Origin of the sequence: Reyranella sp. (genome assembly GCF_965227665.1) — a bacterium.
Lineage (GTDB): Bacteria > Pseudomonadota > Alphaproteobacteria > Reyranellales > Reyranellaceae > Reyranella.
In genome coordinates this window covers 30,433-42,804 of the sequence record NZ_OZ245767.1, presented here as the reverse complement: position 1 = coordinate 42,804, position 12,372 = coordinate 30,433, and the positions used below count along the sequence as shown (strand labels likewise).

11 protein-coding genes are annotated in these 12,372 nt (G+C 67.1%); 8 read left to right on the top strand and 3 right to left on the bottom strand.

Annotation, left to right across the window (positions count from 1 at the left end):
• Positions 1 to 10 precede the first annotated feature (10 nt).
• From ACO07I_RS00215 to ACO07I_RS00180, 8 genes are read left to right on the top strand one after another with little or no spacing between them, the layout of a single operon-like run.
• Entirely contained in the window at positions 11 to 1,537 is a 1,527-nt protein-coding gene (locus tag ACO07I_RS00215) for a replicative DNA helicase (protein ID WP_298315984.1), read from the top strand.
• A gap of 9 nt (positions 1,538 to 1,546) precedes the next feature.
• The gene (gene alr, locus ACO07I_RS00210; protein WP_422013148.1) at positions 1,547 to 2,716 is read left to right on the top strand and encodes an alanine racemase; all 1,170 of its coding nucleotides are present in this window, start codon (positions 1,547 to 1,549) and stop codon (positions 2,714 to 2,716) included.
• Positions 2,713 to 3,492 carry an MlaE family ABC transporter permease gene (locus ACO07I_RS00205; protein ID WP_422013146.1) on the top strand — a complete coding sequence of 260 codons (780 nt, stop codon included), beginning with the start codon at positions 2,713 to 2,715 and terminating at the stop codon, positions 3,490 to 3,492. Before alr ends, ACO07I_RS00205 begins: the two co-directional genes overlap by 4 nt.
• A gap of 15 nt (positions 3,493 to 3,507) precedes the next feature.
• Positions 3,508 to 4,281 carry an ABC transporter ATP-binding protein gene (locus tag ACO07I_RS00200; protein WP_422013144.1) on the top strand — a complete coding sequence of 258 codons (774 nt, stop codon included), beginning with the start codon at positions 3,508 to 3,510 and terminating at the stop codon, positions 4,279 to 4,281.
• Between the two features lie 2 nt (positions 4,282 to 4,283).
• The gene (radA, locus tag ACO07I_RS00195; protein WP_422013142.1) at positions 4,284 to 5,747 is read left to right on the top strand and encodes a DNA repair protein RadA; all 1,464 of its coding nucleotides are present in this window, start codon (positions 4,284 to 4,286) and stop codon (positions 5,745 to 5,747) included.
• Positions 5,748 to 5,769: 22 nt separating this feature from the next.
• Entirely contained in the window at positions 5,770 to 6,414 is a 645-nt protein-coding gene (locus ACO07I_RS00190) for a CvpA family protein (protein WP_422013140.1), read from the top strand.
• Positions 6,415 to 6,460: 46 nt separating this feature from the next.
• Complete coding sequence (purF, locus tag ACO07I_RS00185; protein ID WP_422013138.1) at positions 6,461 to 7,921, top strand: amidophosphoribosyltransferase; 1,461 nt, start codon at positions 6,461 to 6,463, stop codon at positions 7,919 to 7,921.
• A 10-nt stretch (positions 7,922 to 7,931) separates the two neighbouring features.
• Complete coding sequence (locus ACO07I_RS00180; protein WP_422013136.1) at positions 7,932 to 8,681, top strand: SDR family NAD(P)-dependent oxidoreductase; 750 nt, start codon at positions 7,932 to 7,934, stop codon at positions 8,679 to 8,681.
• 53 nt (positions 8,682 to 8,734) lie between these two features.
• Here the strand turns inward: ACO07I_RS00180 and ACO07I_RS00175 are convergent, their stop codons facing one another.
• Genes ACO07I_RS00175 through ACO07I_RS00165 form a run of 3 tightly spaced genes read right to left on the bottom strand, consistent with a single transcriptional unit; the run spans position 8,735 to position 12,352 of the window.
• Positions 8,735 to 11,014, bottom strand: coding sequence for a xanthine dehydrogenase family protein molybdopterin-binding subunit (locus ACO07I_RS00175; protein WP_422013134.1), 2,280 nt, complete (start codon positions 11,012 to 11,014; stop codon positions 8,735 to 8,737).
• Positions 11,011 to 11,487 (bottom strand): (2Fe-2S)-binding protein, encoded by a 477-nt coding sequence (locus tag ACO07I_RS00170; protein ID WP_422013132.1) that lies wholly within the window; start codon positions 11,485 to 11,487, stop codon positions 11,011 to 11,013. The genes ACO07I_RS00175 and ACO07I_RS00170 overlap by 4 nt, the downstream gene beginning before the upstream one ends.
• Before the next feature lie 4 nt (positions 11,488 to 11,491).
• Positions 11,492 to 12,352, bottom strand: a complete 861-nt coding sequence (locus ACO07I_RS00165) for an FAD binding domain-containing protein (RefSeq protein WP_422018386.1) — start codon at positions 12,350 to 12,352, stop codon at positions 11,492 to 11,494.
• Between the last annotated feature and the right edge of the window lie 20 nt (positions 12,353 to 12,372).

Sequence of the window (12,372 nt, the reverse complement as noted above, 5' to 3'; positions counted from 1 at the left end):
AGACAATACGATGGAGCCGCTGAAAGACACCTCGAACGTCACACGCCTGCCCGGCGCCGAAGATGCTCGCCTGCGCGAGCCGCCACACAACTTCGAGGCCGAGCAGGCCTTGCTGGGCGCGATCCTGATCAACAATGCCGCCTACCAGCGGGTCGCGGAGTTCCTGCGTCCCGAACATTTCGCCGACCCGCTCCACGGCAAGCTCTTCGATTCGCTGTCGCGCCTGATCGAGCGCGGCCAGGTCGTTAGCGCCGTCACGCTCAAGACCTATGTCGAGCAGGATCCCGCGATGAAGGAGGCCGGAGGCGCCGCCTATCTCGCAAGATTGGCAGCAGCCTCCGTGCACGTGATCGATGCCGCCGCCTTCGGCCGCGCCGTCCACGATCTCTACCTGCGCCGCCAGCTCATCGATCTGGGCGAGAACGTCGTGAACGGCGCCTTCTCCGGCGACGTCGACGAGACCGCGCTGCAGCAGATCGAGGTCGCTGAGAAGAAGCTCTACGACCTGGCCACGACCGGCCAGACCGAGGGTGGCTTCAAACCGTTCCGCATGGCCCTGACCGAGGCCGTGACGGCGGCCGAGGCCGCCTATGGGCGCGAAGGCAAGCTCACCGGCGTGGCCACCGGCCTGTTCAATCTCGACCAGCTGCTGGGCGGCCTTCACCGCTCCGACCTGCTGATCCTCGCCGGCCGCCCATCGATGGGAAAGACCGCGCTGGCCACCAACATCGCCTTCAACGCCGCGAAGGCCTACCGGGAGGAGATCGTCGACGGTCATCCCAAGGCCGTAGATGGCGCGGTGGTCGGTTTCTTCTCGCTCGAAATGTCGGCTGAGCAGCTTGCCACCCGAATGCTCTCCGAACAGGCCGAAATCTCCTCGGAGAAGATCCGCCGCGGCGAGGTGCTGAGCCACGAATTCGACAGGGTCCTCAACGTCAGCCACGACCTCGAGCATCTCAACTTCTTCATCGACGACACGCCCGCCCTTTCGATCGCCGCCCTGCGCACCCGCGCCCGCCGGCTCAAGCGCACGCACGGTCTCGGCCTGATCATCGTCGACTACCTCCAGCTCCTGAACCCGTCGGGCAAGAGCCGGCAGGAGAACCGCGTGCAGGAGGTTTCGGAGATCACCCGAGGCCTGAAAACGCTCGCCAAGGAACTCGACGTGCCGGTGATCGCGCTGTCGCAGCTGTCGCGCGCCGTGGAGCAACGCGAGGACAAGCGGCCCCAGCTTTCCGACCTTCGCGAATCGGGCTCGATCGAACAGGACGCCGACGTCGTGATGTTCGTCTATCGCGAGGAATATTACCTGACCCGCGCCGAGCCCGCGCGACGCGCCGAGGAAAGCGACCAGAAGTTCAACGAGCGCCACGACGACTGGAAGCAGCGCTGCGAGGCGACCTACGGCAAGGCCGAGGTCATCGTGGCCAAGCAGCGACATGGTCCTACAGGCATCGTGCGCCTGTCGTTCGAAGGACAGTTCACGAAGTTCGGCAACCTCGATGGCGTTGCTGACGAGCCCGTGTCCGCGTTCTAAGGTCGCCACGTGTCAATCCTTGCCGATGATGATCCGGCGCGCCGCGCCGGCGCGATCCTTTCAATCGATCTGGGCGCGATCGCCGCCAACTGGCGGGGGCTGCGCGATGCCGGACGCGCCACTGGCCGCCCGGTCGACTGCGCCGCCGTCCTGAAGGCGGATGCCTATGGCACCGGAGCCGCCGTGGTGGGTCCACTGCTGGCGGCCGAGGGCTGCCGGCAGTTCTTCGTGGCCCATATCGAGGAGGGTATCGCGCTGCGCCGGGTGCTGCCGGAACCGCCCATCTACGTGCTCAACGGGCTGCTTCCCGGCACCGAGGGCGATTTCGTGGAGCACCGCCTCGTTCCCGTGCTCAATCACCTGGGACAGCTCAATGCCTGGCGGGCCGCCGCCCAGCGCTTCAATCTGGCGCTCGACGCTGTCGTGCATCTCGACACCGGCATGCACCGCCTGGGATTCGGTGCGGAGGATGCGCAGTTCCTGATCAACGAGCGCGGCCGGCTGCGCGGCCTGCGCCTCGCGCTCATCATGAGCCACCTGGTGTCTTCCGAAGAACCGTCCAATCCGATCAACGGGGAGCAGCTTTCACGCTTTCGCACCTTCGTACGGGCGATGCCGGGAGCACCGACGTCGCTTGCCAACTCATCCGGCATCTTCCTCGGCCCGGACTACCATTTCGACCTCTTGCGTCCCGGCGCGGCGCTCTACGGCATTAACCCCCTGCCCGGCCAGCCCAACCCGATGCTGGAAGTCGTGACCCTGCAGGTCCGGATCCTGCAAACGCGCCAGATCGATGCCTTCCAGACCGTGGGATATGGCGGAGCCTGGCGTTCGGCGCGGCCCAGCCGGATCGCCACGATTGCGCTGGGGTATGCGGACGGCTATTTCCGTAACCTCGGAAATCGCACTTTCGTGCATCTCGCCGGACACACCGTGCCCGTGATCGGCCGCATCTCGATGGACCTCGTGACCATAGACGTGACCGACGTCCCTGAAGCCGACTGCCAGCCCGGTGCCATCGTCGAAATACTCGGCCCGCACCTCACGCCGGACATTCTCGCGGACCATGCGCGCACGAACGCTTACGAGGTCATGACCGCCCTGGGCCGGCGTTATCATCGCGCCTATGTCGACCGCTTCGCCGAGGCGCCGGCCGACGAAACGGGAGAACCGGCGTGACGATTCCCCTGTTCACGGTCCTGGGCCGCATGACGCTCGCCTTCCTCGAGGCAATCGGCAGCGTCACCGCCTTTGCCTTCAAGGCGGTCAGGCAGGGTCTGCAGCCGCCCTACTACCGGCGGCAGATCCTCCGGCAGATCATGGAGATCGGCTACTACTCGCTGCCCGTGGTCGGGCTGACGGCGATCTTCACGGGCATGGTGCTGGCGCTGCAGAGCTATACCGGCTTCGCGCGCTTCTCCGCCGAAAGCGCCATTCCCAACGTCGTCGTGGTCTCGCTGACCCGTGAACTGGGACCCGTCCTTGCGGCCCTGATGGTCGCCGGCCGCGTCGGCGCCGCGATGGCGGCCGAGATCGGTACCATGCGCGTCACCGAGCAGATCGACGCGCTCACGACGCTTTCCACCGATCCGTTCAAATATCTCGTCGCCCCCCGCCTCATCGCGGGCGTCCTCACCCTGCCGGTCCTGGTGCTGGTCGCCGATATCATCGGCGTGCTCGGCGGCTTCCTGATCGGCGTCTACAAGCTCGACTTCAACGATGCCGCCTACCTGCGCAATACCCTCGACTTCCTGCAGTTCCAGGACGTCTTCTCGGGGCTGGTCAAGGCGGCGGTGTTCGGCTTCCTGATCACGCTGATGGGTTGCTATCATGGCTACCGGTCGCGCGGCGGCGCCCAGGGCGTCGGCAAGGCGACCACCAGCGCGGTAGTCTCCGCCTCGATGCTGATCCTGACCTTCAATTACTTCATCACCGAAGCCTTCTTCTCGCGTTGATCGGCTCCCCTCCGCATGGCCTCCCCCAAGATCTCGTTGCGTGGCGTCACCAAGGCCTTCGGGCCCAAGAAGGTGCTGCAGGGCATCGAACTGGACGTGGCACCGGGCGAATCGATGGTCGTGATCGGTGGATCGGGCACCGGCAAGTCGGTGCTGCTGAAGTGCATCCTCGGCCTGCTGAAACCGGACCAGGGCTCGATCAAGGTCGACGGCGAGGAGACGTGCGGCCTTTCAGATCGCGATCGCGCGCGCGTCATGCGCAAGTTCGGCATGCTGTTCCAGGGCGGTGCCCTGTTCGATTCCCTGCGCGTCTGGGAGAACGTCGCCTTCGGACCGATCCAGAGCGACGGCATGCCTGCCGATCAGGCCCGCGAAGTTGCCGTCGCCAAGTTGGGCGCCGTCGGCCTCGGCCCCGAAATCGGCGACCTGTTCCCCTCGGAACTGTCGGGCGGCATGCAGAAGCGCGTGGCGCTCGCCCGCGCCATCGCGCGCGAACCCGAGATCATCTTCTTCGACGAGCCGACGACCGGTCTCGATCCGATCATGGCGGACGTGATCAACGATCTGATCGTTAAATCCGTCAGCAGTCTGGGCGCCACGGCGATCTCGATCACCCACGACATGGCGAGCGCCCGCAAGATCGGCCACCGCATCGGCATGTTGCACGAAGGCAAGCTGATCTGGCAGGGGCCCGTCGCCGACATCGACCACTCCGGGAACGCCTATGTGGACCAGTTCATCCACGGCCGGGCGGAGGGTCCGATCCGGATGCAGGTCCGGAAGCTCTGACCATGGCGCGGCCGCTCAAGCGCTACGCCTGTCAGTCCTGCGGCGCCGTCACGTCCAAGTGGAGCGGGCGCTGTGAATCCTGCGGCGAGTGGAACACCATCGTCGAGGAGGCCGCTCCCGCGCCCGGCCCGGCCGGCGGCGGGATGGCCCGCCGCGGAAAAGGACGCCTGCTCGAGTTCACGGGCCTCACCGGCTCGACACCGCAGCCGCCGCGCCTCAAGAGCGGCATCAACGAGTTCGATCGCGTATGCGGTGGCGGTTTGGTCGTGGGCTCGGCGCTGCTGATCGGCGGCGACCCGGGCATCGGCAAGTCGACCCTGTTGCTGCAGATGGCGGCGGCACTCGCCAGACAGCACACCGCCTGCGCCTATATTTCGGGTGAAGAGGCCGTCGACCAGGTGCGCCTGCGGGCCGAACGGCTCGGTCTGGCCGACGCCCCCGTCCAACTGGTCGCCGCCACCTCGGTGCGCGACATCGTGGCGTCGCTGGAGCAGCCGGACGCGCCCAAGGTGGCGGTGATCGATTCGATCCAGACGATGTGGCTCGACACCGTCGATTCGACGCCCGGCACCGTCACCCAGGTCCGTGCCTCGGCGCAGGCCCTCGTCGAACTCGCCAAGCGCCGCGGCATCGCCGTGCTGCTGGTCGGCCACGTCACCAAGGACGGCGCCATAGCGGGCCCGCGCGTGCTGGAGCACATGGTCGACACGGTTCTCTACTTCGAGGGCGAGCGCGGCCATCAGTTCCGCATCCTGCGCACGGTCAAGAACCGCTTCGGCCCGACCGACGAGATCGGCGTCTTCGAGATGTCCGACCGCGGACTCTCCGACGTCGCCAACCCCTCGGCCCTGTTCCTTGCGGACCGCCGCGGCCACGTCTCGGGGACCTGCGTCTTTGCCGGTATCGAAGGCACCCGCCCGCTGCTGGTCGAGATCCAGGCGCTGGTCAGTCCCTCCTCCCTGGCTACGCCGCGGCGTGCCGTGGTCGGCTGGGATTCGAACAGGCTGGCCATGGTCCTGGCCGTGCTGGAGGCCCGCTGCGGCGTCACGGTTGGCGCCAACGACGTGTACCTGAACGTCGCGGGCGGCCTCAGGATCGGTGAACCGGCTGCCGACCTCGCCGTGGCCGCGGCGGTCATCTCCTCCCTGGCCGACGAGCAGGTGCCGGGCGATATGGTGGTGTTCGGCGAGATCGGCCTCGGCGGCGAGGTCCGGCCGGTCGGCCAGCGCGAAGCCCGCTTGCGGGAGGCGGCCAAACTCGGCTTCCGCAGCGCCCTCGTCCCGCAGGTTCGCAGCGGCTCGGGTCCCGCTCCGCGGGCGCCCGAGGGCATCGCCATTGACGAAATTGAGCATCTATCGGACCTTGTGGCGCGTTTCCAACCGGCTGATCGGCCTCTAAAACGTGGCCGGCGCGAGGGAGCCCCCGACGGACCGGGGGACCGCCGGCGCGACCGGGATCAACACTGACGGCACGGAGAGAACGGGGTCGATGGAGCAATTGGGAATTACCGTTTTCGACGTGGCCGTGATCGCCATCGCCGTGTTCGGAGCGCTCATAGGGATGTCGACTGGCTTCGCCCACGCCATCCTGTTCATCGCCTCATGGATCGGTGCCGGCTGGGTCGCCTGGCGCTTCTCGAACGTCGTCGAGCCGGAGGTCCTTAAGGTCGTCGGTAGCGCAGAACTGTCCTATTTCATCTCCCTTCTCGTCGTCTTCGTCGGAGCGTTGATCGTGCTGATCATGCTCACCAGCGTGGTTTCCAGGTCCATCCGGACCGGCCCGCTCGGACGGCCGGACAGGATCCTCGGCGCCGGATTCGGCGTGCTGTGCGCCTGGGTCGCGATGGGCACGGCCTTCCTGTTCTACGGTTATCTCGGCCCCCGCCAGCTGCCGCCCGCGGTCGAAGGCTCCGCAAGCTTTCCGATGATCCGGGAAATGGCGACCTTCGTGGAGCCGCAATTGCCAACCGGCTTCCGCAACCGCCTGCAACGACCGGGCATGGAAAGCGGCGTCATTTCCGCGCCGTCGACGGCCGCGCCGCGCTCCACGCCTCCGACCGTCCCCCCGTCGGATACCACTCCGGCCGCACCCGCGGCACCGGCCGCCCCCGGGGAAACCAAACCGCCGCAGTGAGCTATACTTGATAGCGTCGCGGCGACACCCCAGCTATAACCCCGCCGTGCATACCCCCCCGAAACGCTCCGAAGACGACCTCGACAAGTTTCACGAGGAATGTGCGCTGTTCGGCATCTACGGGACGTCGGATGCCGCCGCGCACACCGCGCTTGGCCTCCATGCCCTGCAGCATCGCGGGCAGGAAGCTTCCGGGATCGTAACCTACGATGGCCGGCTCTTTCACAATCATCGCGCCGCCGGCCTGGTCGGAGACATCTTCGGCACCCAGGCCGTCATGGAGAAGCTGGTCGGCTACTCGGCGATCGGTCACAACCGCTACGCCACGACCGGCGGCTCTTCGGACCGCAACATCCAGCCCATCTTCGCCGATTTCGATTTCGGCGGCCTGGCTCTCGCGCATAACGGCAATCTCACCAACGCCTACCTCCTGCGCAAGGAACTGGTCCGGATCGGTTGCCTGTTCCAGTCGACGACCGACACCGAGGTCATCAACCACCTGATGGCCCGGTCCAACTATTCGACCGTGGTCGACCGACTGATCGACGCGCTGGGCCGTGTGAAGGGCGCCTACTCCCTCCTGCTGCTGACCAACGAGGCATTGCTGGGCGTCCGTGACCCGATGGGTGTGCGCCCGCTCGTGATCGGCCGCCTCGACGATGCCTGGATCCTGACCTCCGAGAGCTGCGCGCTCGACATCATCGGCGCCCGCTTCGTGCGCGACGTCGAGCCGGGCGAGATCGTCATCGTCGACGGCAACGGCCTGAGGTCGATCAAGCCGTTCGTGAAGCAGAAGCGCCGTTTCTGCGTGTTCGAGCATATCTATTTCGCGCGGCCCGATTCGAAGGTCGAGGGCATCGGCGTCTATGACGCGCGCAAGCGGATCGGCATGGAACTCGCCAAGGAAAACCCCGTGCCGGCCGACGTCGTCGTGCCGGTGCCGGATTCGGGCGTGCCCGCCGCGATCGGTTACGCCGCCCAGTCGGGACTGCCGTTCGAACTCGGCATCATCCGCAACCACTATGTCGGCCGCACCTTCATCGAGCCGGCGGACCATATCCGCCATCTCGGCGTGCGCCTGAAGCACAACGCCAACCGTGCCCATATCGAGGGCAAGCGCGTCATCCTGGTCGACGATTCGATCGTGCGCGGCACGACCTCGATGAAGATCGTCGAGATGGTGCGCAACGCCGGGGCCAAGGAAGTGCACATGCGCATCGCGGCGCCGCCCACCACCGATCCCTGCTTCTACGGCATCGACACGCCGGACAAGGACAAGCTGCTGGCCTCGCGCTACGACGTCGCCGGGATGGCAAAGTTCATCGGCGTCGATTCGCTGGCCTTCGTCTCGATCGATGGTCTCTATCGCGCGATGGGCCTGCCGGGACGCGACGCGGCCGCTCCGGCCTTCTGCGACGCCTGCTTCACCGGCGACTATCCGATCTCGCTCGACGACGTGACCGGCGTCGAGGATCGTCAGCTCTCGCTCCTCGTCGAATCGGCCTGAGGTCGGGGATATGACCGAAGCCGCCGTCGGCCGCCTCGCCGGGCGCGTTGCGCTGATCACCGGCGCCTCGCGCGGTCTGGGGGCTGCGGCCGCCCTCGCCTACGCCGCCGAGGGCGCGCACTGCGTGCTGGTCGCCCGGACGGTGGGCGCACTCGAAGAGGTCGACGACCGCATCAAGGCAATCGGCGGCTCGGCCACTCTCGTGCCGCTTGATGTCACCGACGGTCCCGGGATCGACCGGCTGGGCCAGGCTCTGTTCGACCGTTTCGGCCGCCTCGACGTACTTCTGGGCAATGCCGCCATCCTGGGCACGCTCTCGCCGATGGGCCATTTCGAGCCGAAAGTGTTCGAGCAGGTGATGGCCGTGAACGTGACCGCCAACTGGCGCCTGATCCGCTCGATGGACCCGCTGCTGCGCCGCTCCGACGCCGGCCGCGCCATCTTCGTGACCTCCGGCGCCTCGCGCCGCATCATCCCCTACTGGGGCGCCTATGCCACCAGCAAGGCCGCGCTCGACATGATGGTCGGCATCTACGCTGCCGAGGTTGGGCATACGCAGGTGAAGGTCAATCTCTTCAACCCGGGACCGATGCGCACCTTCATGCGCCGCGAAGCCTTCCCGGGCGAGGACGAGGGCCAGCAGATCCCGCCCGAAGCGCATGGCGAATCGCTGATCCAGCTCGCGATGCCGGCTTGCACGATGAACGGCGAATGGGTCGCGGGAGACGCGGCCCTCGAGCAGCGCCCAAGCGTCAGCTGAGGCGCCGCCCATCGTCGTGAAAGGGTGACGGCGCGAGGCCGTCACCGGATTCCCTATTCCGCCGCCATGTCCATCGTCGCCAGGATCTTCGGCGGCGACATCGGCAGGCTGTAGAAGCGGCGGCCGAGCGCGTCATAGACCGCATTGGAGACCGCCGCGAGCGGCGGCACCAGCGGGACTTCGCCGACGCCGCGCACGCCCTGCGGATGCTTCGGATTCGGAATCTCGAGGATCACCGAGTCGAGCATCGGCAGGTCGGAGCTCACCGGCATGCGGTAGTCCAGGAAGCTCGGATTATCGAGCTTGCCGTCCTTGTTGTAGATGTACTCCTCGCTCAGCGCCCAGCCGATTCCCTGGGCGGCACCGCCCTGGATCTGGCCCTCGACATAGCTCGGATGAATGGCGCGGCCGACATCCTGGACGGCCGTGTAGCGCAGCACGCGCACGATGCCGAGATCGGGATCGACCTCGACGTCGCAGATGTGGGTGGCGAAGCCGCCTTCGGCACCCGTCGTGTTGAGCTGCTGGCCGGCCCCGATGGGTCCGCCGGTGGCGCTGGCCTGTGCCGCGATCTGGCCAAGGCTCAGCGGCTCGAACTTGCCGGCATTGTCGCCGGCCGGCCGGGCCTCGCCATTCTCCCAGACGACCGCGTCGGGATCGATCTTCCAGATCTTGGCGGCCCGTTCGCGCAGCTGGGTGATCACCCGCTCCGTGGACTGGGTCACGACCATGGCCGAGGCGTAGGTCACGCGGCTGCCGCCGGTCAGGTTGCTGAAGCCGATGACGCTGGTATCGCCGATCAGCACCGAGACCTTCTTGTAGTCGATGCCCAGCAGTTCGGCGGTGATGTTGGCCGTCGCGGCGCGCGAGCCGCCGATATCGGGATGGCCGGTGATCACCACCACCGTGCCATCCTCGTTGATGTTGACCTGGGCGCTCGACTCGCCGCCCGCGTTGAACCAGAAGCCCGAGGCCACGCCGCGGCCGTACAGCATGCCCTTCTTCGCCTTGGGCAGCGGCGTCGTGTAGTGCGCGTGCTTGCGGGCCTCCTCGATCGTCTCGACGAAGCCGATGCGCGGATAGACCGGACCGTGGGCGGCCTTGGTCCCCTGCTTGGCGGCATTCTTCAGACGGAAATCCAGCGGATCCATCTTCAGCGCCTCGGCCACCTCGTCCATCACGCACTCCACGGCATACGCGCCGATCGGTGCGCCGGGCGCTCGATAGGCCGCGACCTTGGAGCGGTTGGACACCACGTCGTAGCCGAACGAGTGCACGTTCGGAATGTCGTAGGGCGCGAAGGCGCAGCCCGCCGCGCCGCGGATGGGCGAACCCGGCAACGCGCCGGCCTGCAGGCAGAACGTGCCCTGCGCCGCCACCAGCTTGCCGTCCTTGGTCGCGCCCAGCTTGACCGTGCTGTACGAGCCCGAGGTCGGGCCCGAGGCATGGAACACCTCGGCCCGGCTCATCGTCATCTTGACCGGACGGCCGGACTTCTTCGCGAGGATCAGCGCCAGCGGCTCGAGGTAGATGATCGTCTTGCCGCCGAAGCCGCCGCCGATCTCCGCGGGAATGGCGCGGATGTCGTTCTGCGGCAGCCCCGTCAGATAGGCGCACATGGCGCGGACCATGAACTGGCCCTGGCTGGAGCTCCAGATCGTGGCCTTGCCGTCCGAGACGCTGACCAGGCAGGCATGCGGCTCGATATAGCCCTGGTGCACCGGCTGGGTGCGGAAGCTGCGCTCGATGACGACATCGGCCTTGGCGAAGCCCTCACCGATATCGCCCAGCTTATGCTCCAGCGTGCCCGCGATGTTGGAGGGCTTGTCCTTGAACGTGATGAAGTCGTGCAGGATCGGCGCATCGGGCTTCATCGCCTCCTCGACGTCGATCACGAAGGGCAGCACCTCGTACTCGACCTCGATCAGCTTGCAGGCCTCGGCCGCGATCTTTTCGGTCGTCGCGGCAACAGCCGCGACCGGATGGCCGGCGAACAGCGCCTTCTCGCGCGCCATGACGTTGCGGCACATCCAGCGCATATCCTGGATACCCAGCATCACCGACTTCTCGATCGGGAAGTTCACGATGTCCTTGGCCGTCATCACGGCCTTCACACCGGGATGGGCTTCCGCCTTGCTCGTGTCGATCGACTTGATGCGGGCGTGCGGATACGGGCTGCGCAGCACCTTGCCCCAGATCATGCCCGGCATGGTCGTGTCGGCGGCATAGGCCGCGCGACCCGTCACCTTGTCGGCGCCGTCGGGACGGACCGTGCGCTTGCCGATCCACTTGTTGTCGTTGGCGGTGTCTGTGGTGTTTCCGTTCGTGCTCATCGTGCGGCCCTCATATCGGCAGCGGTGTCCATCACGGCGCGGATGATCTTGTCGTAGCCTGTGCAGCGGCACAGGTTGCCGGCCAGCCAGAAGCGGACTTCATGCTCTGTCGGGTCCGGGTTCTTCTCGAGCAGAGCCTTGGCGGCCATCAGGACGCCCGGCGTGCAGATGCCGCACTGGAGCGCGGCCGACTCGAGGAATTTCTGCTGCAGCGGGTGCAGCACCTCGCCGGCCATGCCTTCGATGGTGCCGATCTTCTGGCCCTCGGCCTCGGCCGCCAGCATCAGGCAGGAGCAGACGATGCGCCCGTTCAGGGTGATCGTGCAGGCGCCGCAGTCGCCGGTGCCGCAGCCTTCCTTGGCGCCGGTCAGGCCGAGCGGCCCGCGCAGCACGTCGAGCATGCTCTGATCGGCATCGCAGAGGAATTCCTGCGGCTCGCCGTTGATCGTGGTCGAGACGTGAAGCTTTGCCATAGTCCTACTTTCCTCCCGCGCGTTCGGCGGCAATCAGGGTGGTGCGCTTCAGCAGGACGCCGGCGACCTTGGTGCGATAGGCGATGGTGCCGCGCTTGTCGTCGATCGGGCGGCAGGCCGCGCTGCAGGCAGCCGCGGCCTTCGCCAGCGCCGCGTCGTCCAGCTTGGAGCCGATGAGCGCTTTCGCCGCTTCCTCGACCAGCAGGACCGTCGGCGCGACGGCGCCGAGGCCGACGCGCGCCGCGCTGCAGGTCCCGTTCTCCAGGGTCAGGCTGACGCCGCAACCGACCACGGCGATGTCCATCTCGGTGCGCGGGATCATGCGCAGGTAGGCGTCGCTCGAGCCCTTGCCGCGCGGCGGCAGGGTGAAGGAAACGACGATCTCGCCGGGCTCGAGATTGAGCCGGCCCGGCCCCTTGGGCACCTTCTCGACCGGCATCTCCCGACGCCCGTTCGGCCCCTGGATGGTGACGATCGCGCCGGCCGCGACCATGGCGGGCACGCTGTCACCCGCCGGCGAGCCGTTGCACAGGTTGCCGCCCGGCGTGGCCCGCCCCTGAACCTGGGTGGAGCCGATCAGGTTGGTCGCCTCGACCACGCCCGGCCACACCTTGCTCAGCTTCGCATGCTCGCGCAGCACGGCGCCGGACACCGCGGCGCCGATCCGGAAGCCGCCGTCCTTCGTCTCCTCGATCGCGGTCAGCTCGCCGATCTTCTTGATGTCGACGATCGTGCCCGGCGCGACGACGCCGTTGCGCATCTGGACCAGGAGGTCGGTGCCGCCGGCCAGGATACGCCCGGCGCCCGCCGCGGCGGCAAACGCCCGGACCGCTTCATCGAGCGTTTTCGGCGCTACGTACTGGATATCCATGCTTCTGCCCTTTC

Coding starts and splice junctions, on each gene's coding strand:
- ACO07I_RS00215 (WP_298315984.1), top strand. CDS start 11: ATGGAGCCGCTGAAAGACACCTCGAACGTCACACGCCTGCCCGGCGCC.
- ACO07I_RS00200 (WP_422013144.1), top strand. CDS start 3,508: ATGGCCTCCCCCAAGATCTCGTTGCGTGGCGTCACCAAGGCCTTCGGG.
- radA (WP_422013142.1), top strand. CDS start 4,284: ATGGCGCGGCCGCTCAAGCGCTACGCCTGTCAGTCCTGCGGCGCCGTC.
- ACO07I_RS00190 (WP_422013140.1), top strand. CDS start 5,770: ATGGAGCAATTGGGAATTACCGTTTTCGACGTGGCCGTGATCGCCATC.
- ACO07I_RS00180 (WP_422013136.1), top strand. CDS start 7,932: ATGACCGAAGCCGCCGTCGGCCGCCTCGCCGGGCGCGTTGCGCTGATC.
- ACO07I_RS00175 (WP_422013134.1), bottom strand. CDS start 11,014: ATGAGCACGAACGGAAACACCACAGACACCGCCAACGACAACAAGTGG.
- ACO07I_RS00170 (WP_422013132.1), bottom strand. CDS start 11,487: ATGGCAAAGCTTCACGTCTCGACCACGATCAACGGCGAGCCGCAGGAA.